The sequence below is a fragment of the Corynebacterium pseudokroppenstedtii genome (assembly GCF_019754945.1).
GTDB lineage: Bacteria > Actinomycetota > Actinomycetes > Mycobacteriales > Mycobacteriaceae > Corynebacterium > Corynebacterium pseudokroppenstedtii.
The window spans coordinates 146,900-169,828 of sequence record NZ_JAEUWU010000005.1; the positions used below are offsets into that span (position 1 = coordinate 146,900).

The following is a 22,929-nucleotide window of genomic DNA, read 5'->3' on the forward strand; positions in this document are numbered from 1 at the left end:
GGACGTCAGGCCTGATGACTCCGGTGCCGCACACGTGATGCCCAGTGTTTCGTCGCAAATACGACCATGAATGTGCAGCCCTGCACGACGACGATCATGCCTCCGCTGGACACGTCGGTCCAGTAGCTGATTAGCAGGCCGCTCATGGCCGTCACCCAGCTAATGACCGGCGTCCAAATGAGGGTGCTGCGCATGCGCGCGAAAATGAGAAGGCTGATCGCGCCGGGTGTGATCAGCATGGCGACAACAAGGATCACGCCCACTGCCTGCATCGACGCCACAATGACGAGCGCGAGCATGGTCAGCATGAATCCGCGCATGAGTGTGGGATTGATGCCGAGCGACCGGGCGTTGATCGCGTCGAAACTCCAGAGGGTAATGTCCCGCCGCTTGATCAGGACAAGTGCCGACGCTAGCAACGCGATGACCACAACTTGGATGAGGGCGGATTGCCGCACACCCAGGAGATTTCCGAAAAGGATGGAGTGCAGATCGGTTGTCGACGGCGTCATGGAGATGAGCACCAGGCCGAACGCGAAGAATGTGGTGAAGACGATGCCGATGGCGGTGTCGTCCTTGAGGTTCGTTTTCCCGCGGATGGTTCCGATGAGGCCGACGGTGAGCAGTGCGGCGACCAGCGCGCCAATGGAGAACGGGATGCCAAGGATATAAGAAATAACGACGCCGGGGAGGACCGCGTGCGAGATCGCGTCACCTAAGAGCGACCACCCGAGCAGGATTATCCAGGCGGAGAGAAGTCCGGTGCACAGTGCCGTCACAGACGTGACGATGACAGCGCGCTGCATAAAGCTGTAGGTGAATGGTTCGATAAACGCCGTTGCGACCGATGCGTGGATCGGTGCGCCAGGGAACGCGCCGGTTAACGCAAAGGGGTTCATTCTGCGTCGCCGTCCTTCCTCATATCCTCCATTAGGGCGGTCCCCAACAGAACGCTGGGCGAGGCGGCGAAGAGGGTGTCGTCGGGAGCCCCGTCGCTAATAATTGTTTTTTGCAGGACAACGATCCGATCCATCGAGCGAAGCGTGCCGAGGTGGTGCGTCGAAAGTAGGATGAGCGCGCCGCGATCGCGCCGGGCGGTCAGGACTCGGAACAAGACTTCTTCGGTGTCCTGATCAACGCCGGCGAAGGGCTCGTCCAAGATGAGGATCGGCGCCTGGGTGGCGAGTGCACGAGCGATGAAAACGCGCTTCTTCTGCCCTCCGGAGAGTTGCCGGATGGACCGGCTGGCGTAGGCGGTCATTCCCACACTGGCCAGCGCCTCGTCGGCAGTGGTTTTGTCGTCGCGAGTGGGGTGCCGGAATGCGGTGAGGACAACGTCGCGCACCGTCATGGGGAAATCCCAGTTCACGGCCTCGGTTTGCGGCATGTAGGTGATGCGGCCGTCCACGGTCAGGGTGCCGGTGGTGGGGCGTAGTTGGCCGGTGATGGCGTTGAATAGCGTCGATTTGCCGGCGCCGTTCGCCCCGATGATCGCGGTCATGGTTCCGGGGAAGAACGACGCGGTCACGTCGCGCAGTGCGGCCACGGGTTCCCCGGAGTTGTGCGTGTAGGTTACTCCGAGATTATCGACGCTGACCAGGGGTTTTCGCGGTGTTTCGGCCTGCATTAGCTGGTGAGTCCTTTGCTGATGGTGTCGGCGTCGTACCGGATGAGATCCAGGTAGGTGGGGACGGGGCCGTCTTGGTCGGACAGCGAGTCGACGTAGAGGATGCCGCCGTCTTTTGCTCCGGTGGCGCGGACGATTTGTTCGCGGGGGCCGGAGTCCACGGTGGATTCGCAGAACACAGCGGGGACCTGGTGTTCGCGCACGAACTCCTCGGTCTCCTTCATGCGTTGAGGAGTGGCTTCGGTTTCTGCGTTGACGGGCCAGATGTAGTGCTCCGTGAGACCCGCATCTTTGGCCAGGTAGGAGAACGCTCCCTCGCAGGTCACGAGCGCGCGTTTGTCCTGGGGAACGGTTTCGAGGTCCGCGCGGAGGTCGTTGCCGATGGTGTCCAGCTTGGCGGAGTATTTTTTCGCGTTGTCGTTGTAATCGTCTTTGTGGTCGGGATCGATGTCCCCGAGCGCCTTCGCAATGGTGGTCGCGTACTTCTTCACGTTGGTGGGGCTCATCCACGCGTGAGGGTTGTCTTCGCCGCTGGCTTCACCGTCGGTGATCGGGAGCGGCTCAATCCCATCCGTGGCGACGACGCGTTTGGCGTCGGAATTGCTGGTGAGCTTGTCCAGCCAGTGCTCGAGCCCGAGACCGTTGGAGATGATGAGGTCCGCTTTTGCTGCCGATTTGAGGTCCGACGGGGTGGGGTCGTAGCCGTGGATTTCGGTGCCGGGCTTGGTGAGGGAGTTGACGTTGACGTGGTCGCCGGCCACGTTCCGGGCGATGTCGGCGAGAACCGTGAATGTTGCCAAGACGTCTTTCTTCCCGTTGTCATCGTCGGAGAGTGCGCTGCAGCCGCTGGCGGTGAGTCCGACGGCGAGCGCGGTCGCGATGGCCGGGAGGATTCTTGCGCGTCGACGTCTGTGTCTGGATGCGGTGAATCGTGAGCCCGGATTATGCGTCGGGGAGGAAGGGGCGAGTGAGGGAGCCATGTGAATCCTTACGTTCGGTTGTCACTTGTTGGTTGTTGGTTGCAGTTGTTGGTTGTCGAAAAGCGGGGGTGCGGTGGATATGTCTGTTTATCAGGGGTTTAGCCGAAGGTGTCGCCCTGAGATACCAACCCCCTGAATAAAAAATTCATCACGCTCATTATAAAAGTTCAATGCAATGTATTTTCAAACTGGGGGGAACCTTATGTCCACCCATCGAGTGTGTCAAGGAACCCGTTGTGACGACCCCTATCCCGCCGCTCCAGCGTGGTTGCCCTAGAGATTGGATGGCCCTAGCGTGATAGCTCCGTGTGGCGGCCCCTAGCTTGATGTACTGGTCACCTAATACGATGAAGGGCATGCACGTTTCTGATCTGCCGGACCGCACCCAGGACTACCTCAAGGTGATCTATGACCTGGGCGAGTGGAACGCGGGCCCGGTCACATCGACGCGGATCGGCGAAGTCCTAGGGCAGAAAGCGTCGACGGTGTCAGAGGCGTTGAAGCGGCTGGTGCAGCAGGGACTCATCGTTCACGAGGCGTATAAACCCATCGAGCTGTCCCCAACCGGCCGACCGTTGGCTTTGCAAATGGTTCGTCGGCACCGATTGTTGGAGATGTACCTGTGCGAGTGCGTCGGCTATAGCTGGGATGAAGTTCACGACGAGGCCGAGCACCTTGAGCATGCCGTGTCGGATACGTTTGTCGAGCGCATCGCGGCTCTCATGGGCAATCCCACCCGCGATCCACATGGCGATCCCATCCCAGATAAGGAGGGCAATGTCGCTGAGACCGATCCTGGCTTGCCGTTGGATACCACGCAGGAAGGGGACGTTGTGCGGATTGTGCGCATTGCTGACCGCGACTCGGGTCTTTTGCGTTACTTAGCGACGAAGGGGATCGTGCCGGGGGTCAATGTCGCCGTCCTGCCACGCCCGTATGGCGCGATGATGAACATTCAGCTGGTGGCTGAAGGGGAGGGTGGTACCGACGCGGGTGGTTCCGACGCAGCGAACACGTCCGCGCCGGAGGGTACCGAAAATGGGGCTGGCATAGCAAGCATCAGCGCAGCATCGGCAAGGGACATTCGGGTGAAATAGGTGATGGGGCGCAGCCCCCGTCGGTAAGTAATCGTTTGAGGTTTCAGGTAAATCCGTTAATTGTTACTTGATCGTTATGTAGTCCTTATAACACCTGGTAGAAGACTTATAAGGCTGGTTTAGAAGCCAAACAAGTAGCAAAAATGCCCCTTTTTGCTGCGATATGGTAGCGGAGCTGAGATAAGCCAACTAATGTGAGTTGTGCTTGGTACGCGAAAGCGTTCAGGCAACCTAACGTAGATTGACGTGCTCGTTATTGAGGGTGCTTCCCATCTCGGTTAAGCCCTTTGTAGCGCGCCCGCTGCGTTGTTTTAACAGTTTTATTAGATATATTGCGTAACTATCAGTAAAGGAGATTTACGTGGCTGATCAGAAGTTCATTCAGGCCGTGCTCGAGTCCACCGCTTTCGACAAGAATGGCGACAAGGTTGGCAAAGTTGGCCAGCTTTTCGTCGACAGCAATAGCGGTGAGCCGACGTTCGTAGCCGTGAACACCGGACTGTTTGGTCGCAATAGTTCCCTCGTCCCGCTGGCTGGCGCCAAGCTGAACAACGAGGAACTCCATGTTGCTCACACCAAGGATGAGATTTCGGACGCTCCGAACATCTCCGACACCGACGAAGGTCTGGAGCCCGAGGAAGAAGAGCGCCTGTACAAGCACTACGGCTTGACGACGCAGGATTCCGCACAGACTCAGGCCTCTGACCGCGGAAACGCTGCTCAGGCTGGTACTGCTGCAGGCACCGGCGCTGCCGCTGGAACCGCTGCTGGTACGACGGGTCGTCGCGAGGAAACTGCGAAGACCTCCGCCGACACTGGCAAGAAGCCTGCTACCTCCGGCGACGGCTCCGTGATCCGTTCCGAAGAGCAGCTCAACGTTAACAAGGAGAAGGTTGCCTCCGGCCGTGCTCGACTGCGCAAGTACGTCGTCGAGGACACCGAAACCGTCGAGGTTCCGGTCAGCCGCGAAGAGGTGAAGGTCGAGCGCGAGAAGCTCTCGCCGGAGGAAGCCAAGAAGCTGGGCAACACCCGCATTGGCGAAGAGAACGCCGACGTTGTGCTCCACGAAGAGCAGGTCAACGTTGACAAGGAAACCGTGCCGGTAGAGAAGGTCAACCTGAACAAGGAGACCGTCACCGAGAAGCAGAAGGTTTCCGAGGACCTCAAGAAGGAACGCGTCGAGTTCCAGGACGATACCAAGGACGGCAAGAAGTAGTCCAAGTGGGCTATTAGTCCGCGAACTATGAGCCCATGAGCTCATAAGGTCTCAAGGGCCATAAGTTTGTGGCACTCGGAGGATTAGTTCTCCTTCATAGTTAGACAAACGGCGCGCTTACCAGCGTGGTAGGCGCGCCGTTTGTGGCGTCTGAGGGTTTTTAACTCTGCTTTGCGGTGGTGTTTGGGGGCCGGGACCGCGCTTGGCTGCGCGAAGCTCCCATCTGGCCCGTGCGCGGGGGCTTCTGATCTGCGTGTGTGGCTTCTGCGGGGAGTTTGCGGGATTTGTGCACGCACGCTGGAAAACGCCGGGGGCGTATCGGGGTCGGTTGTGAAAACTGTGGGGGTATATGGCCAATTTTTGGCGATTTTTCGCCCATATACCCCCGCACTTTTATTTGGGCTGCATATCCCCCAGCAGTTTTCGAGCTCAGGCGCAGAGGCCTCTAGAAATACCTCGCTAAGTTTTCCCTTTTCCCGTTCCCCACGGTTGTCATCGCGATTCACATCACGGTTCCCAGCGGTCCTCGCCATCGCGAATCTCACCGCGGCCCCCGTCGTCGGCAATCTTGGTAAGGAACTTTTCGACGATCCGCCGGGTTTGGAGTGTTTCGGTGAGGAAGCCGTCGTGCCCGGTCGGCGACGTAATTTTTGACAGCCCAATGAAGTTGCCGAGGTTGCGCGACAGGTGTTCTTGCTGGTGAAACGGGTAAAGGATGTCGGAGTCGACGCCGGCAACCATGATCGGGACGGTGCATTCGCCGAGGACAGCGTTCATTCCGCCGCGCCCGCGTCCGATGTCGTGACGGTTGAGCGCGTCGGTGAGGATCACGTAGCTCCCGGCGTCGAACCGCGCGGCGAGCTTGGAGGCCTGCGAATCTAGGTAGCTTTCGATGGAAAAGCGCTGGTCACGGGATCGATAGGGGCCGTACGGGTCCTCGTCGCGCTGAGGATCGGCGCCGAATCGCTCGTCGAGCTCGAGCTCGCCCCGATAAGTGAGGTGTGCAATGCGACGCGCCTGGCCGATCCCGTGGGTGGGCGCGCGTCCGGTGCCGTAATAGTTGCCGCCCTGCCAATCGGGGTCGGCCTCGATAAACCGGATTTGTGCAGATTGAATGCCGATTTGCCACGCGCTCGCTCGGGCGGAAACCGCGATAACCAGTGCCGACGCGACCACGTCGCGGAACATGATGCACCATTCCAGGGCCCGCGCCCCGCCCATCGATGCGCCGACGACTGCGTGGAGGCGGCGGATGCCGAGTTGCTCCAGCGCGCAGTGTTCGGCGTCGACCATGTCCCGCATGGACAGGGCCGGGAAGCGCGACCCCCACGGCGAACCATCAGGGCTTATCGACGACGGGCCCGTGCTGCCATCGCAGCCTCCAAGGACATTCGCGCAAAGGATGAGGTAGCGGTCTGTGTCGAAGCCGAGACCTGGGCCGATGAGCCCTTGCCACCATTCGGCGGCGTTGCCATCGCCTGTGAGAGCGTGCTCGATGAGGATTATCGGGCGGTCGAGAGGGCTTGGGGGAATAGAAGTGGCGTCCGGTTTTAGGCGGGGGGCGTCGGCTGCAGCGGTGGTGTCGGGCACGACGTCGTCTGGTGTTATGTCCGGTGTGGCGTTGCCCTGGGTCGTGTAAAACGCGTATATGCGGAGCGACGCGCCAGGTAGTGGCACACCAGCCTCCGTCACCCATGGGTCGTCGGCCGGTGAGAAAGGCACGTCGACATACTGCCCATTGGGCGGAAGCGATACCTGTTCGGCCACGGCCGACACCTCCTTATTGTCTGGCGCGCCCCACATTCCACCCCGCACAACACACGGGCGTACGAAACACGGCCAAAGGGCCGGCCATCGTTGCGCGGCCAGCCCCTCGTCGGCAAGAAGATTAACCTGGAGAAAATTAACCCCAAAGGAAATTAGCCTAGAAGATTAAACCTGTTCAAAGGCCTGCTTGAGGTCGTTGATGATGTCGTCGATGTCCTCGATGCCGACAGAGAGTCGGATGGTCGACTCGTTGATTCCCGCCGCCCGCAGCGCCGGCTCATCGGACTGGGAGTGCGTGGTCGAGGCAGGGTGGACGACCAGCGACCGCACGTCGCCAACATTGGCCAGGTCCGAGTGCAGCTTCAGGGCATCGATGAACTTCCACGCCGTGTCGCGCCCGCCATCGATGTCGAATGAGAACACCGAGCCTGGGTACTTCAGCCCCAGCTTCTCCTTGACCGAATACCATGGCGAACTCTTCAGCCCAGGGAAGTTAACCTTCGTGACCTTCGGATTGCTTTCCAGATATTCAGCGACTTTCTGCGCATTTTCGTTATGCTTTGCGATGCGCAGAGATAAGGTATCCAACCCTTGGGCCGTGACCCACGCGTTAAACGGCGAGGGCGTCGCGCCCGTATCGCGGAGCAACCCCGCGCGAGCCTTCAACCCGAACGCCACATTCCCCAGGTCCGCGTACTTCAACCCGTGGTAGGCGGGATCCGGCTCGACAAAATCGGGGAACAGCGGCTTGCCGTCGCGCTCCACCGTCCAATCGAACTTTCCGCCGTCGATCAACACACCACCAAGCCCGGATCCGTTGCCGGTGTAAAACTTCGTCAACGACGCCACAACAACGTCGGCACCGAGCTCCAAAGGACGAACGGCAGCCGCCGTCGCCACAGTATTGTCGACAATCAACGGTACGGAATGCTTATGAGCGACCTCCGCGATGGCCGGAATGTCCAGGATATCGGCCTGCGGGTTGGCGAACGTCTCGCCATAAAACGCCACCGTGTTGTCCTTCGCGGCCGCGTCCCACGACTGCGGATCATCCGGGTCCTCCACGAACGTGACCTCAATCCCGAGCCGACGGAACGTGTGCGCCAACAGCGTCTCCGTGCCGCCATACAAGCGCGGCGACGACACAATATGCGACCCTGACCTCGCGATATTCAGGAACGCCGCCGTCTCCGCCGCCTGGCCGGATGCGAAGAGCACCGCATGCGTTCCACCCTCAAGGGAAGCCAACCTATTTTCGACGGCGGCCACCGTCGGATTTGTCAGGCGCGAGTAAATCGGGCCCTCGTCCTCCAGGCCGAAGCGCTGCTTGGCGTGCTCGGCGGAGTCGAAAACGTACGACGACGTGAGGTAAATCGGGAGGTTTCGTGAGCTTGTCTCACTATCCACGGGCTGGCCGGCGTGGATGGCGCGGGTCTCGAAGCCCCACTGGTCGGCGTTGCTGTTGTCGTACTTGGTGGTCATGGTGTTTCCTCGTAATTCTTTGTGTTGGGTTTGTGTGGTGGTTTTGTTGCCGGCGGGTTTCACGCTGTTGGGCTTGTATAACCGCCGGCTTCCCGGGGTGGCATAACCGCGTGTGAAAAATGATGCGGTCGTTGCCTGACGATGAGCTCTTTTGAACTCGTAAGACGAGATTAATGGACCGCTCGGTCTAGTGCAAACCGCTCTGTCTATTTTGTGTCTATATGTCCAGCGCAGAGCTATGAAAAAAACTAGACTAAGCGGTATGTAGGTTATGTGCTGTCCGACTTTTTTAGTCCACGGTCGGTGGGATGTGAATCTTGCAGTGGGGATGCTCATGCCTGTATGTCTGCGGCCCACGCGATGTTGTCGCACGGGCTTTGCGCCCGCTCGCTGGAAAACTGCGGTGGCATATAGGGGTCGGTTGTGAAAACTGCGGGGGAATATGGTCAATTTTTGGCGATTTTTCGCCCATATACCCCCGCACTTTTATTTGGACCGCATATCCCCCCCGCAGTTTTCAGTGCACTTCTCAACAAGATTTCTCGGGGACCCCGTTTCCTGCCGGATCAATTCTTGAAAACCAGCGTATTCGATCAGGTAGTGGCTTTATCCTCCCGCCTCCGGACATGCCAAGCGTGAACTATCCACAGGTGCGTATTTATCGACAGCGGACTTGGCATGACATCCGATAACGACGGTTGCAGGCGCGATCCTCGTCCTATTCTCATGCGTATCCGGTGCGGAGACTGAAAAAGTTGCACGCGATACGGGCTCTACTCGGTGAACTCGTGTTTTAGGCCTTGCGTTCGTGTTTCAAAAGTCGTAAGCCTCGCACGCCAGGAAATGACAAACGAAATAACGACCTGAGGGGGAATCGTGGAAGTAAACCGTGTCGTCAGGGGTAGAAGTATTTTCCCGGCGATAGTCCCCATCCTGTGTACTGACCTGCGCAAACAGGGGTTCTCTGCAGAGAGGACATCGCGGCTGTGCGATCCGGTGACCAGGTTTGCCGTTATTCCACGAGGATCGCAACACGTTGGGAGCAAGTGCAATTCCGTCACACAGCTAGCCGACGGAAGCATATCGGCCGGTGGAATCAAGCGTACCGAGAGGAACTACCCCAAGCTCGCGTTTTACTTCGGCCGCCACGAATATCCGAGACGTCACCAGAACGATGCAGGTCACGAAGCATATACGCACCGTATGCATCTTCGTACCAGCCCTATACGTATCCACACCGGTACGCATATCCACCTCCTCACCTCGCGCCCAGTGCATCCCGCCACTTGGCTGCGCAGCGGGCCGAGCTCCTCGAGTTATGCATTCCCGAGCGTTCTAACGTCGTCAATCTGCCGGAGAACTCCCCGCTCTTACCCCTTATCACCACAATGTCCCCGCAGATGAAGAGGTGTACGACCGGGGTTCGCGCCGCCTCCGTCCGTCGATCCGGTATCGGCACGATGCGATAACCCGGATGCGCGCCCATTGGCTCACGCACCCCGAATGGGTTGCGGCGTCGATGTCCGCGCTCGCTATGTATGGGTGCCGCTACTTTGTCGACGAGGCGGACACGTTTGTGGTTCGGGCCGAGCGCAGGCGCGCGAGGACTCCGCTCCAGGTCTCGTCAATTGGCCTCGATGTGTCGGCCGGCATCGATTCTGCGTCGATCGAGACGGTCCTTATCGACGACATCACGCCGGGCCTGCGCCTTCTGACTCCGAAGCTCACGCTGGTGACTGCCGTGGCTTCGGCGTTCCGCGGGGGCTGTGTGGTGGCCGACTCCGCCTATTCCTGGGTTGCCTTCGGGGCTCGTGAGGGCGGTTCAAGTTGCCGACGTTGCCGGGGGTTCCTCGATGTGGATCCCGCGTAGGCCCTGACCAGCGAGGTCCCGCTGCGTTTCCGCCAGGAGGCTCGGCGCACGATTGCGTCGTTGTCCGATGTGGGTGCGGATTCGCCACCGGAGACGGCATTGCGACTACTGGCGTCGTTAGTATTGCCGACGGTTGTTACGCAGATTCGGATCGACGAGGGCGGGCAGCTTGTGACGTATGTTGATGTCGGCGATCCGGGGCTGAAGATCGCGTTGTTTTACGGCGGTGACCAGCATTTATGGCGTGGGCAGCGGGATCGCGATAGCCGCGTGTGGGCGGTGATGCAGGACCAGGGGTGGTGGGGGCGGCGTGTGACTGCGGGGGATGTGCTGGACCCGCGGGCGCTGCTGGGGTCGATTCGGGCGGAGATCAATCGGAGGTCGGTGGGGGCGGCGTACCTGTGATTTGACCTCCGACGCCAGAGCGCGCGCCAGGGAAACGCTACGCTCGAAATTCGTGATGAGAGCCATCCACCCCCGTTTGGGCTCGGAATCAAATATCTCTTCCCGCGAGCTGTGGGGAGCGACTATTCTTGGTTGCAGAGCGAGTTCCCGCTGGCAAGGCAGTGAAACAAGATGGTACCCCGCTAGGAAAAGGCGTCGATGAAGTGGCCTTATGTCGGCGGGAACTTGTTTATGATGCCGGCCCTACTACTCGCGGGGCTGAGGCATCGGCCCCTCCAACCGTGGGGATGAAATAAACACCCTGCTACAAAGTGGGGTAATAACCCGTCGTTGAGGTAGATCATCCTCGACGTGTCTCAAGTGAACATTCGCTCGAGGCAAAGGTAGCCTGATGGCACTCACGCAAGTGATCAGTAACTGATCAGTAATGTGAGGGTGCGCGAATGGATTGTCGGCACTCGGGGGAGAGCTTCCGCATCGAGGGGGGAATAAGCCAGGTCAACGCGCTGCCCACCCATGCAGCATGTTGTTACACCGATGACAGATCGAGGTTTACCGTGTCCGAGCAATCCGCATCCCGCCCCTCCGACAACCAGGGCAACGAACCAACTGATCAACAAAACGAGGTATCTCCGACGGCGACCTCCTCGGACTCCGCCGACCACCCCACCCCCTCGTCGGAAGCCTGGGACGTCCCGGTAGCCGCGCCGGGGTCGTCGTCGGAAAGAATCGGGGTCGTCATGACCTCGACGGACATTATTACGTCGGCGGAAACGCACTCCCAACGGGCGAAGAGTGCGCAGAGTTTTCGTGAGGAAACCGACCTTCTAGGCACTCTACAGGTTCCCGCCGACGCCTACTACGGTGTGCACACGCTGCGCGCGGTCGAGAATTTCCAGATTTCGCGGACGAACATCAATCACGTTCCGGAGCTCATCCGCGGCATGGTGATGGTCAAGAAAGCCGCCGCCATCGCGAACCGCGAAGTCCACGCGCTACCAGCCAAAAAGGCGGAGGCGATTATTTGGGCTTGCGATCAGATTCTCGACAAGCACCGGGGGATGGATCAGTTTCCTATCGACGTGTTCCAGGGCGGCGCGGGCACTTCGGTGAATATGAATACGAATGAGGTCATTGCGAATTTCGCGCTCGAATATCTGGGGGAGCCGAAGGGCAATTACGACGTTATCAATCCAAATGACGACGTCAATATGTCCCAATCGACGAATGACGCTTACCCAACCGGTTTTCGCTTAGGTTTGCACTTCGCGATTGAACAATTGGCAAACCATGTCGACGCTCTGGAACGCGCATTCTTGGCCAAGGGAAATGAATTCAACGACGTCATGAAAATGGGGAGGACGCAATTACAAGATGCCGTTCCCATGTCGTTAGGACAAGAATTCCGCGCGTTTGGAAACAACTTGGCGGAAGAGCGCAGCCAGCTGGAACGCGCCCAAAGCCAACTACGTGAAATGAACATGGGCGCGACGGCCATCGGCACCGGCCTGAACACCCCCGCGGGGTATCAAGCGGCGGTCATCCGCGCACTGAGCGCGGTATCGGGCCTGGACATTAAGCCCGCACGCGACCTCATCGAGGCAACCAGCGACACGGGCGCGTACGTCAACGCGCATTCGGCCGTGAAACGTCTGGCAATGAAACTATCGAAGATTTGCAATGATTTGCGTCTTCTGTCGTCGGGGCCGCGCGCCGGGTTAAACGAAATTAATCTCCCGGAGCGCCAGGCGGGTTCCTCGATTATGCCGGCGAAAGTTAACCCGGTTATTCCGGAAGTCGTTAATCAAATTTGTTTCAAAGTCTTTGGAAACGACGTCACCGTCGCGATGGCCGCGGAAGCCGGACAATTGCAGTTGAACGTGATGGAACCGGTGATCGCGCAATGCGCGTTCGAATCTGTGCGGTTCCTCGTGCGAGCCTGCACGACGCTGCGCACCCGCTGCGTCATCGGAATCACCGCTAACGAGGACGTTTGCCGCCGTTATGTCGACAATTCGATCGGCATTATCACCTATCTGAACCCGCTGATCGGCCACCACTGGGGCGATGTGATTGGTAAAGAAGCGGCTCGGACGGGCCGATCCGTGCGCGACCTCGTCCTGGAGAAAGGCCTGCTGGATAAGGACACCCTTGACGACGTCCTCAGCCATCACAACCTCTTGAACCCCAGCTTCCACGGAAAGCTATACAACGGGGACGAGGAAGACTGACGGCCCGCTCGACATAGGTGCGCCAAAAACTGACGATGCGCTGAAGGCGGGGACACACTAAGTCCCCGCCCTACTCACCGAAACCTACTGGCGCAGGTCATCCCCAACGCAGGTAAACCCCTACTGGTGCAAATCGTCGATGATCGTGTTGAACGTCTTCGACGGCCGCATCACCGCGTTCACCTTGTCATCCGACGGCCAGTAGTAGCCGCCCAAGTCGACCCTGGAGCCCTGCACAGAGAGCAGCTCTTCCGCGATCTGATCCTTCTTCTCGTCGAGAGCGTCGGCAATCGGCTTGAATGCCGCAGCTAAATCGGCATCGTCGGTCTGCTGAGCCAAAGCCTTCGCCCACCCCAACGCGAGGTAGAAGTGCGAGCCGCGGTTGTCGATCTCGTTGACCTTACGCGACGGAGAATGCCCCTCTTCCAGCACACTCTCGGTGGCTTTATCCAGTGCATCGGCAAGGATCCCGGCGCGATCGTTCCCGTCCTTACGGGCAAAGAAGCGGAACGACTCCGCCAGAGCAAGGAACTCACCCAGCGAATCCCAACGCAGGTGGTTCTCCTCCTGCAGCTGCTGCACGTGCTTCGGTGCGGATCCGCCCGCACCGGTTTCGAAGAGCCCGCCACCAGCGATCAGCGGAACCACAGACAGCATCTTCGCCGACGTGCCCAGCTCCATGATGGGGAAGAGGTCGGTGAGGTAGTCACGCAGCACGTTGCCGGTGACAGAGATGGTGTCCTCGCCCTTGCGGATGCGGTCGATCGAGTACTTCGTGGCGGCGACGGGATCCATGATCTGGATGTCCAGGCCGTCGGTGTCCTCGTCCTTCAGGTATTCCTCGACCTTGGCACGCACGTTGTTGTCGTGCGCGCGCTCCGGGTCGAGCCAGAACACGGCCGGCATTCCCGACAGGCGTGCGCGTTCAACAGCCAGGCCGACCCAGTTGCGCACCGGGATGTCCTTCGTCTGGCAGGCGCGCCAAATGTCGTTGGCCTCGACGTCGTGTTCCATGAGTACGGTGCCGGACTTGTCGACGACCTGCACTTTGCCGTCGGTCGGCATCACGAAGGTTTTGTCGTGCGAACCGTATTCTTCCGCCTTCTGAGCCATGAGCCCGACGTTCGGCACGGTGCCCATCGTCGTCGGATCGAAAGCGCCATTCTCGCGGCAGTCGTCGATAACTGCCTGGTAAACACCGGCATATGACGAATCCGGAATGACCGCCAAGGTGTCTTGCTCTTTGTCATCGGCGTTCCACATGTGGCCCGAGGTGCGGATCATCGCGGGCATGGAGGCGTCGATAATGACGTCCGACGGGACGTGGAGGTTCGTGATGCCCTTGTGGGAGTTCACCATCGCCAGAGCAGCGTTGTCCTTCAGGGCCTGGTCGAAGGCGTCCTTAATCTCGGCCCCATTGTCGAGATCCGACAGGCCCTCGAGAATGGCGCCTAAACCGTTTTCGCCATTGAGCCCGGCGGCCAGCAGTTCCTCGCCGTACTTGTCGAACACGTCGTGGAAGTAGGCGCGAACCACGTGGCCGAAGATCACGGGATCCGACACTTTCATCATGGTTGCCTTCAGGTGGACAGAGAACAGCACGCCCTCTGCTTTCGCGCGGCTGACCTGGGCGCGGAGGAACGTATCCAGCGCCTTCGCGCTGAGCACAGTGCCGTCGACAATCTCGCCCTTGAGAACGGGGAGGGACTCCTTAAGAACAGTGGTTTCACCATTCGGGGCGACAAGCTGAATCCGCAGCTCGTCGTCGTTCTCAAGAACCACCGACTGCTCGTTGTGACGGAAATCCTCCGACTCCATCGTCGACACATTGGTCTTGGAGTCCTTGCTCCATTCACCCATCGTGTGCGGGTGCTTGCGGGCGAAATTCTTCACGGCCTTCGGCGCGCGGCGGTCCGAGTTGCCCTCACGCAAAACGGGGTTAACAGCAGAGCCCTTGACTGAGTCGTAGCGGGCGCGGGCATCGCGTTCCTCGTCCGTCGACGGTTCCTCGGGGTAATCCGGAAGATCGTATCCCGCAGCCTGAAGCTCCTTAATCGTTGCCTTCAACTGGGGTACCGACGCCGAAATGTTCGGTAGCTTCACAATATTTGCGTCCGGGGTCTTTGCCAGCGCACCCAGTTCGGCCAGCGCATCGTTGACCCGCTGGTTCTCCGGCAGCACATCATTGAACGCCGCCAACGTGCGCGCCGCCAATGAAATATCCCGGGTTTCGACGTCGACACCGGCGGTTGACGCAAACGCTTCCACCACTGGCTTCAACGAATACGTTGCCATCAAAGGCGCTTCATCGGTACGGGTGTAGATAATTGTTCCCATGGTGGGGCAAAACTCCCTTACTCGCTAAATATTGTTCAGGATTATGCGTGCTGTGCGTTCCGAGGCCGGTGTCCGGGTTCTAGCACTGCCGACGGTGTGCAGATGTTGCGATCTGCATATGATGTGCATATACAGCGTTGATTTGCGGATTCGGGCAGTGCGTCATCACCTAGACAAGGCCTGGGTAGCAAAGCTATCAACATAGCGGATACTTCCTTTTTCTAGAGTACGTGACGACGCCACAAATGCGACTCCACGATGTGACGCACCCCCACAGACGGGGCGACGATACGCTCGTTGGGGAGGCGGGGATGTGACGGTTGGTCCCCGCAGCTGGGGCTGGGGAGGGCGATGGGCGTGCCTACCTGGCTGGAGCGGAGTCCCCTAGGGCGCTATTCCCCGCGCGAAGGTGTCCAGTAACCATGTGGAAAAGCCCGGTTCGAGTTGCTCCAACGTGGCTGGAAGAGGCCTGCTCAGAAGGCCCACTCCCATTTGGAACTGTGCTGGGCTGATTTCTGGGCGAACCAGCCCACCGTTTTTAGCGCGATTCAGGACGGGTTCCACCTGACTCAAAGCCTTCGTGCGTAAAGCTGTAATCCGATCATAAAGTTCGGGCGACACAGCGATTTTTTCAGCTATTTGTGCCACCAAAGCGCCCATTCGTAATTCGTAATCGTCGGCAATGAAAGCTGACCATGTAGTGGCTGGATCTTCATCCCAGGACGGCGCGTCAACGTACTGATCACACACTGCTTTGAACCGGGCCACCATTTCTTCGGCGACGCCCACAAAGAGGTCCTCGCGTGTAGGGAAGTGCCGGTAGAGGGTAGCGATTCCAACCCCAGCATCCTGCGCGATGGACCGCAGTGAAATATCTGGACCGTTGGTGGCAAAACCTTGCCACGCAGCGTCAATGATGGCGGCACGGCTGGCAGTCGCGTCTGCACGCACGATGTTTCTCCTAGTGGTGTGGTCTCAGCGCTTGAAACCGTTGATGGGGTCACATTCTGTCACGTCTGGCGCGTTTGCACCAATCTAAACGGAGCGCTATGCTCCATTTATATCCGGAGCGGAACGCTCCGTTTAGTTGGGTAATGCCTTCAGGTAGCACCTGCTGGTCATACCTACGGGCGAGCCATATTCATGCATGTCAACGGCGACGTCGCACTACACAACATCGAGAAAACGACGATGGCCGCGTTGCACGTCGAAACACATCGGAGAAAGGGGAGACCTTATGGCAAGTAACAGCGTTTCCACGGAGGTGACTACCCGGAGCACCTCGGCCACTACGCAGGCCACTGAACGCGCCACCAACCAGGCGCCTAACAGCACGAATCAGGCGTCGAAAGACACGGAGCAAACCACTGAACACACGTCGAGCGGAAAAGTAGTGGGCATTGTGTTCGGCCTCGCCGCCGTCGTCACGCTCATGCTGCTGTCTTTCTTGGCGCCCGCAGTGAATTCCGGCGCGAAAGACCTACCGCTCGCCGTCAGCGGGCCAGATCAGGCGGTTACTCAACTCACTCAAAACATGGAGCACAACCAGCCTGAGGTTTTCGAGATCAAGCATGTTGACGACGCCAAACAGGCCGTCCACGACCGCGAGGCCATCGGAGGCATTGCTCTGGGGCAACGGACGGCAGGGCCGAACGGCATCCCTGTTCCCACTGCCGAGGTGATTACCGCGACAGGGGCCGGAACTACGTATCTCCGGGTCATGAATGGGGTCACCCAGGCACTTACGTCACAAGGTGCCCAGGTCACTACCACAGATGTGGCCCCGCCAGCATCCGGCGACGAACACGGAACAGCCTTCGCCACCCTGGCACTCCCGATGGCGTTTGGCGGCATGATCTCCGCAGTCGTCTTGTCCACCCAGGTCCACGGAGGACGCACCCGTCGATTCCTCGCCTGCGGGGCGTTCGCCATCATCGCCGGTTTCATCTTGGCCGCTGTGATGCGCTTCGGTTTCGACGTCGTCGACGGAAGTTATTGGGAAATCGTGGGCACATTATCGCTGGCCATTGTCGGTGTGTCGATGTTCGTCCTCGGCATGGAGTCCAAGTTCGGCTACGCGGGATTGGGCATTGGCGCTGTGTTCGTCATGTTCCTGTCGAACCCGCTCTCCGGCATGCAAACAGGCCCCGATTGGCTGCCTTCGCCATGGGGCACCATCGGACAATTCCTACCCTTAGGCGCTGCCGGCTCAGCGTTGCGTTCGGTCGGATTCTTCGACGGCGCCGGGTGGGGTATCCACGGCCTCGTGCTGGCGTGCTGGGCCCTGCTAGGAATAGTGCTTGCCGGTTGGTCTGCGTGGACGGCCTCGAGGCGGAGTAACTGACCGATCACCAGGAATCCAAAACCGTAGCGGTGCCTCTTTATTCTTCGAAATTCCGATCCGTGGCCCCGTGACATAAGGAACAATGTCGTCCTCAGCGCGGGCACGGCTTAGCCGCAGCTCCGTGGCTTCGGGATTGCCGACGCCGGTCTGTGCTCCATCATCATCCACGACGATGGGCATCCCGTCGAGATGAAGATCTAACCCCAACGCGGATCCCACATTTCCCGGCCCACGGGCAAGCCCATCGTCCTCGGGGCGGTCCCTTCGTCGGGATCGAACGACGTCATAACCATCAATAACGCGCCCGGCGCGCAATAACAGTCCCGACGCCACGCCTTCGGGGCAACAGACCACATTGCCCGCACGATGAATGCCATAGCTGGCATAAACGTAAAGATGCAGCGGTGGGCCGAACATCGTCGCGCAGCGTGGCGTCGGCCCTCGAGAAGCATGTGACGCAGGATCGGCTTGCCCCAAGTACGCCTCGACCTCAGTAATCATCAGCGCGACCGGGCCGCGGCGAAGCGTCGACCCTAAGACGTACGGGGCGACAATGTCCGCGGGATGGGAAAACAAGTCCGGCGGAAACCCCACCGATAACACCTCCTCAGCTGCGGACCTCGTCGACTTCTTGCTCGCCAGCTGCCCGCTCGTCGGCCTCGTGCTCATGTTCCGTGTCGTCGTCGCCGTCGACCGGGTTGCACACCAACACAACGACCATGGCCACAATGACGACGGCCACCCCAGCGACGGGCACCGGCACCCAGGTGGAAGCCACCGTCACCACCGCCCCAATCGGAATCACGGTGCGCACAAGTCGCGGAGTCCCAGGGTACGCGACGGCCCAAATCGCGAGGATGAAGACAGCCACCGGCACAGTCACCGCCAATGACACAGCGACATAGGAAAGCTCCGACGATCCCGTCACGTAGTCCACGAGCGCCTCGATCCCCGCCGAAAACGCGCCGGCAGACGCGAAAATCAGGTAGTGCGCATAGCCCCACCGGACAGACAACAGAATCGACGAGTTCGATAACCGCTCCGTATGCCGCGGATAAAAGTAGATCCACCAAATACCCGCACTGATCACAATGGTCATGATCGATACATCGATGAGCTGGCCAATGTGCTCCCCCTCGTCGAGAGCCTCGATAATCGCATTGGCGGACCCCAGCAGCGACTCACCTAAAACAATCATGGTGAACAGGCCGTACCGCTCCGCAATATGCTCCCGGTGCCACGGCGTCCCGCCTGTGACCTCGGCTACCAGGGGAACCGACAGTTCCACGATGACGAAAACAACGAAAATCCACAGGGGGATACGTCCCGACGTGACCACCGCCGAGATCACCCACAGCACCTGCGCCGACAAAATCCCGATGGCGTACGTCAACGCCGAACGGCCTTCCTGCCCCTTAGCGCGTGAAGCGCGAAGCCACTGTGCTCCCATGGCCACGCGCATAATGACATAGCCGATGACCATGATGCTGAAATCACGGTCTTCAAACACGTCGCCGATCCCCCGAGTCAAAACCAGCACGCCCGCCATCTGCACGAACGTGCTTAAACGGTAGAGCCAGTCGTCGCTATCAAAACTGGTGGCAAACCAGGTGAAGTTCATCCACGCCCACCAAATGGTGAAAAACACCATGAGATAGAGGCCAATACCTTTGCCCGCGTGGCCTTCGGTGAGGGCATGATGCAACTGCACGCCAGCCGTCGATACGGCGACGACGAAAACGAGGTCGAAGAAGAGCTCAAGAACGGTCGCAGCGCGATGAGGTTGTTCAGGATCACGCGGGCGCATCGGAGTGAGGAAAAAGCGGGGGCGTCGAGTGTCCTGTGTTCGCACGTCAGATGAGCTCACTGGAAGTCCTTCTGTTAGTGAGGGTGGTGTTGGCCACGTTGAGGGTTGTGGGATGACAGCGTGATGAAGGCCTGCTGTCGCGCCTAAATTCAGGGTCAAGATTACCTGTCGGTCCCGACAAAACCGGACACGGCTTCCCTAAGAACGCCGGGAAATGTGGACACGACTGAACGACCCGTCGCGGCTGCAACTGAGATACTTAGCTCAGAAGAGCTGAAATTACCCCGCCTTTGAGGCCGACAAAGTAAAACGAATCACAATGCGCACGGGAATGTAATGAATTGTGCAGGGGAAAATGGGCTTTTCGCATTGCACGATGGCACACGTATGTGCAAATGTAGGCAACTCGAACGCGACCACAAGGAAACCTCCGGAGACATGACAATGTGTCGCTTCCCCCGTCAATTCCGTCAACCCCGCGTCCGCATAACCCCCTGACTTCGACCGAACTAATACCGACGCAAGACCGATAAATTCACGTTTACACCGACTACATCGACACACGATCACGAGTACATGACGCACCGACGTCAAGAGAAGAGGAAGTGTGATGCCTGTGGGGAGCCTTATCCGTAGAGCCGTCGACGTTTTTCGCGACTATATGGACGCAGACAACTACATCATTGCGCCACGCGCATTGACCGAGCCCGTCGCCACGGGAGATACCCATACGCCAGAGGGCATGGAGGCGTCCGGCGAGCGTGAATCGGGGCGTGAATTCGGTGACGCGTCGGGAGCTCCACAAGAGCCGTACGCAACGCTGGTCCACCAGTCGCTGAGTATCGACATCGATGACCACCCGCAGGTCCACGGCAACGGGTACTCCCTTGACGATGCAGGTGACGACGAAGAATCGGCCGGCACACGCGCAGACGAACATGAAGCCGCTGCACACGGAACCGCGCACGATCCCGCCGAGGACAAAGCGGCCCGCAAGGCGGCGAAAGCGCAGCAGCGTCGCGTTAACCGAGCCCGCCGCGCCCAGGCGCGCAAAGAAGTCGTCGCAAAGAGTACACAGGCGTCGAAGAAAGCCGTCGCGAAAACTGCCCATTCGTCTCGTGCTGCCGCAGCAAAGACGGCGCACACGTCCCGTGCCGTCGCTGCGAAAACCGCTCACACGTCCCGCGCCGCTGCTGTGAAAACTGGCCAGGCGTCACGCCACGCGTATAACAGCAGCAAGCAGGTCGTCGTCGAGCGCATGCCAGAGCGCAAACCGATCCCGCGGCAAACCGAAATGGGATCCCGACGTGCCCTGTTCGCCCTGATCGCGCTCTCTATCGGTGGGTTCGGCATCGGCACCACGGAGTTCGTCTCCATGGGGTTGCTGAAGTACATCGGCGCCGACTATGGCATCTCCGACGGTGCCGCCGGACGTATCGTGACGGCCTACGCGATGGGCGTCGTCGTCGGAGCGCCGCTGATCACCGCTCTGACTGGCAAAATCCCACGTCGGCGGCTCCTCCTCCTGTTGATGGGGGCGTTCACCGTCGGTAATGGTTTGAGTGTTTTTGCCCCGAACTATCCCTTCCTGATAGCAGCCCGGTTTATTGCGGGTATCCCGCATGGTGCTTTCTTCGGGGTGTCCTCGTTGGTTGCGGTGTCGCTGTCCAAGCCTGGTAAGAGGGGCCAAGCAATCGCCATTGTGAACCTGGGGTTGCCGATCGCCACGTTGATCGGTGTTCCGCTTGCGCAGGCGATCGGTCAGGCCATGAGCTGGCATTATGCGTACGCCATGGTGTCGCTGATCGGGCTCGCCACCTTGGTCTCGATTTGGATCGCGCTGCCGCACATGACCCTCATGCTGACGACGAACCCGTTGACCGAGCTCAGCGCGCTCATTAAGCCACAGGTTTTGCTCACCTTGCTCATGGGGACTGTCGGATTTGGTGGCATGTTCGCCGTCTACACCTACATATCGTGGACGATGACGGAAGTCGCTGGCCTGCCGGCAAGCCTCATGTGGATCGTGCTGATGTCTTATGGCGTCGGCATGATTATCGGCACCTGGTTCGGTGGAAAACTGGTGGATTACAACCCGGAGCGTGGAATTTTCTTCTCGCTCATCGTGATGATGGTGGTTTTGACCGCGTTCTTCTTCACCTCCCACAACCCGTGGCTCGGCACCATCAACTTCGCGCTGATCGGGATGTCAGGATCGCTGCTCACCCCGAACCTGCAGTCCCGGTTGATGGATACGGCGGGTGAGGCGCAGACCCTTGCGTCCGCCCTCAACCAGTCCGCGTTGAACCTTGCGAATGCTGGGGGAGCGATGGTCGGCGGCTGGGTCGTGTCCGCCGGGTTCGGTTACTCCAGTGGTGGTCTGGCCGGTGCTCTCATGGCGCTGTTGTCCATGATCGTGTGGGCGCCCACCGCGTTGGTTCGTCGGCGGTCAACCGCGTCGGTGCAGCCTGTGAAGACTCCAGCCAGCTAAAACACGAGTTAACCCGGGGCATAAAAGGTGCATAAAAGCGGCACAATAATTGCCGACGCCGGCCGGCGCCCATCGTTGAACGGCCACTGACCAGGCTTATTGCGCCGGCGTCGGCTGCCCAGATGAAGTCGTGTCCAGCGCATCCGCTACGATGTCCGACATGCCTCCCCACAGTACGCCGATAAAACCCAATGATGACAACACCCCCGGGCACCGCAATTCATTTGCCGCGTCCGCCGGATCGTTTGCCGACGCGTCGCTGACTGTCGCGTCGATCAACGTGAACGGTATTCGCGCAGCGGTCAAGCACCGGTCGGACGAGAACCTCGGCTTCCATGAGTGGTTGAAGAACGCCAACGTGGATGTTGTGCTCCTCCAAGAGGTGCGGGCGTCGGAAAAGCAGGCTGAGAATGCTCTCAAACCTGCCCTTGACGACGGGTGGTCGCTCACCGTTGCGCCGGCGGCAAGTCGTGGCCGCGCCGGGGTGGGGATTTTGTCGACGTTCCCCGTCGACGACGTTGAGATCGGTATCCCCGATTTTGAGGACGCCGGCCGCTGGATCGAGGGAACGATTCACGCTGGTGAGGGATTAGGCGATGTGCGCCTGGCCTCTCTGTACCTCCCGAGCGGCGGCTGGAACGAAAAACAGGACGAAAAGTACGCGTTCTTGGACTCGCTCGCTCCCGTGCTGGAGCAGCGGGCCGAGAAGTACGACAAGATGCTCGTCGCCGGGGACTGGAACATTTGTCACCGGCGTGAGGACCTGAAGAGCTGGAAAGGCAATCGCAAAAAAGCGGGCTTCTTGCCTGATGAGCGGGCGTTCATGGACTCCATCTTCGGCCCGGGGCCTGGTGCGACGGTCTCTGAAATTAACGACGATATCGAGGCGCCCAGAGGCGTGACCTTGAGTGACGGGCGACGTCAGGGGAATGCGGGCGCAATCGGTGACTTCTTCGCCTCGAAGGACTACAAACCGTCCGCGGCGAGCTTCCGGGATCCGGCGAAGCATCCGAAATGGATCGACGTTCAGCGCTCATTCCACGAGAACGAAGAAGGCCCCTACAGCTGGTACACCTGGCGCGGGCAGGCTTTCGACACGGGCGCTGGGTGGCGAATCGATGTCCACGCGGCGACACGGAGTCTGGCTGAGCGGGCGGTCGCCGCCCGCACGGACGTCGCTGATACTTATGATCTTCGCTGGTCGGACCATTCGCCCGTCGTCGTCGGTTTTAAATAGAAATATCTATTTCATTCACCCGGTATCGAACGTGTCTG

General features: G+C 59.5%; 17 protein-coding genes. 8 read left to right on the top strand and 9 right to left on the bottom strand.

Going from position 1 to position 22,929, the window contains the following annotated elements:
- Positions 1-5: 5 nt before the first annotated feature.
- The 3 genes from JMN36_RS09555 to JMN36_RS09565 are packed head-to-tail and all read right to left on the bottom strand — an operon-like array spanning position 6 to position 2,607.
- Positions 6-899 (bottom strand): metal ABC transporter permease, encoded by an 894-nt coding sequence (locus JMN36_RS09555; RefSeq protein WP_221924326.1) that lies wholly within the window; start codon positions 897-899, stop codon positions 6-8.
- Positions 896-1,627 carry a metal ABC transporter ATP-binding protein gene (locus JMN36_RS09560; protein WP_221924327.1) on the bottom strand — a complete coding sequence of 244 codons (732 nt, stop codon included), beginning with the start codon at positions 1,625-1,627 and terminating at the stop codon, positions 896-898. Before JMN36_RS09560 ends, JMN36_RS09555 begins: the two co-directional genes overlap by 4 nt.
- Entirely contained in the window at positions 1,627-2,607 is a 981-nt protein-coding gene (locus JMN36_RS09565) for a metal ABC transporter substrate-binding protein (RefSeq protein ID WP_221924328.1), read from the bottom strand. Before JMN36_RS09565 ends, JMN36_RS09560 begins: the two co-directional genes overlap by 1 nt.
- 356 nt (positions 2,608-2,963) lie before the next feature.
- Between JMN36_RS09565 and JMN36_RS09570 the strand changes: the two genes are divergently transcribed.
- Positions 2,964-3,704, top strand: a complete 741-nt coding sequence (locus JMN36_RS09570; protein ID WP_221924329.1) for a metal-dependent transcriptional regulator — start codon at positions 2,964-2,966, stop codon at positions 3,702-3,704.
- Between the two features lie 361 nt (positions 3,705-4,065).
- Entirely contained in the window at positions 4,066-4,920 is an 855-nt protein-coding gene (locus JMN36_RS11040) for a YsnF/AvaK domain-containing protein (protein ID WP_221924330.1), read from the top strand.
- A gap of 507 nt (positions 4,921-5,427) precedes the next feature.
- Here JMN36_RS11040 and metX read toward each other — a convergent pair.
- Together metX and JMN36_RS09585 are read right to left on the bottom strand one after the other, a co-directional pair.
- Positions 5,428-6,723 (bottom strand): homoserine O-acetyltransferase MetX, encoded by a 1,296-nt coding sequence (metX, locus tag JMN36_RS09580; RefSeq protein WP_412728552.1) that lies wholly within the window; start codon positions 6,721-6,723, stop codon positions 5,428-5,430.
- A gap of 129 nt (positions 6,724-6,852) precedes the next feature.
- Complete coding sequence (locus JMN36_RS09585; protein WP_046202686.1) at positions 6,853-8,169, bottom strand: O-acetylhomoserine/O-acetylserine sulfhydrylase; 1,317 nt, start codon at positions 8,167-8,169, stop codon at positions 6,853-6,855.
- Between the two features lie 1,474 nt (positions 8,170-9,643).
- Here JMN36_RS09585 and JMN36_RS09590 point away from each other — a divergent pair.
- From JMN36_RS09590 to aspA, 3 genes are all read left to right on the top strand, one after another.
- A complete protein-coding gene (locus tag JMN36_RS09590; protein WP_204087421.1) occupies positions 9,644-10,039 on the top strand; it encodes a hypothetical protein in 396 nt (131 codons plus the stop codon).
- Positions 10,040-10,099: 60 nt separating this feature from the next.
- Positions 10,100-10,444, top strand: coding sequence for a hypothetical protein (locus JMN36_RS09595; protein WP_221924332.1), 345 nt, complete (start codon positions 10,100-10,102; stop codon positions 10,442-10,444).
- Between the two features lie 740 nt (positions 10,445-11,184).
- Complete coding sequence (gene aspA / locus JMN36_RS09600; RefSeq protein WP_236881898.1) at positions 11,185-12,675, top strand: aspartate ammonia-lyase; 1,491 nt, start codon at positions 11,185-11,187, stop codon at positions 12,673-12,675.
- A gap of 120 nt (positions 12,676-12,795) precedes the next feature.
- On the opposite strand, the gene JMN36_RS09605 is transcribed toward aspA, so the two are convergent.
- Together JMN36_RS09605 and JMN36_RS09610 are read right to left on the bottom strand one after the other, a co-directional pair.
- The gene (locus JMN36_RS09605) at positions 12,796-15,012 is read right to left on the bottom strand and encodes an NADP-dependent isocitrate dehydrogenase (protein WP_204087418.1); all 2,217 of its coding nucleotides are present in this window, start codon (positions 15,010-15,012) and stop codon (positions 12,796-12,798) included.
- A gap of 384 nt (positions 15,013-15,396) precedes the next feature.
- Positions 15,397-15,963 carry a TetR/AcrR family transcriptional regulator gene (locus JMN36_RS09610; protein ID WP_204087417.1) on the bottom strand — a complete coding sequence of 189 codons (567 nt, stop codon included), beginning with the start codon at positions 15,961-15,963 and terminating at the stop codon, positions 15,397-15,399.
- Positions 15,964-16,249: 286 nt separating this feature from the next.
- Between JMN36_RS09610 and JMN36_RS09615 the strand changes: the two genes are divergently transcribed.
- The gene (locus JMN36_RS09615; protein ID WP_221924333.1) at positions 16,250-17,356 is read left to right on the top strand and encodes an ABC transporter permease; all 1,107 of its coding nucleotides are present in this window, start codon (positions 16,250-16,252) and stop codon (positions 17,354-17,356) included.
- On the opposite strand, the gene JMN36_RS09620 is transcribed toward JMN36_RS09615, so the two are convergent.
- Together JMN36_RS09620 and JMN36_RS09625 are read right to left on the bottom strand one after the other, a co-directional pair.
- Complete coding sequence (locus JMN36_RS09620; protein ID WP_221924334.1) at positions 17,300-17,950, bottom strand: DNA-3-methyladenine glycosylase; 651 nt, start codon at positions 17,948-17,950, stop codon at positions 17,300-17,302. The two genes, JMN36_RS09615 and JMN36_RS09620, sit on opposite strands and share 57 nt — an antisense overlap.
- Before the next feature lie 13 nt (positions 17,951-17,963).
- Positions 17,964-19,223: a low temperature requirement protein A gene (locus JMN36_RS09625; RefSeq protein ID WP_236883105.1), complete on the bottom strand. Its 1,260-nt coding sequence runs from the start codon at positions 19,221-19,223 to the stop codon at positions 17,964-17,966.
- Positions 19,224-19,773: 550 nt separating this feature from the next.
- On the opposite strand from JMN36_RS09625, the gene JMN36_RS11045 reads away from it, so the two are divergent.
- Complete coding sequence (locus JMN36_RS11045) at positions 19,774-21,654, top strand: MFS transporter (RefSeq protein ID WP_306421624.1); 1,881 nt, start codon at positions 19,774-19,776, stop codon at positions 21,652-21,654.
- A gap of 151 nt (positions 21,655-21,805) precedes the next feature.
- Positions 21,806-22,891 carry an exodeoxyribonuclease III gene (locus JMN36_RS09635; RefSeq protein WP_204088773.1) on the top strand — a complete coding sequence of 362 codons (1,086 nt, stop codon included), beginning with the start codon at positions 21,806-21,808 and terminating at the stop codon, positions 22,889-22,891.
- The last annotated feature ends 38 nt before the right edge of the window (positions 22,892-22,929 follow it).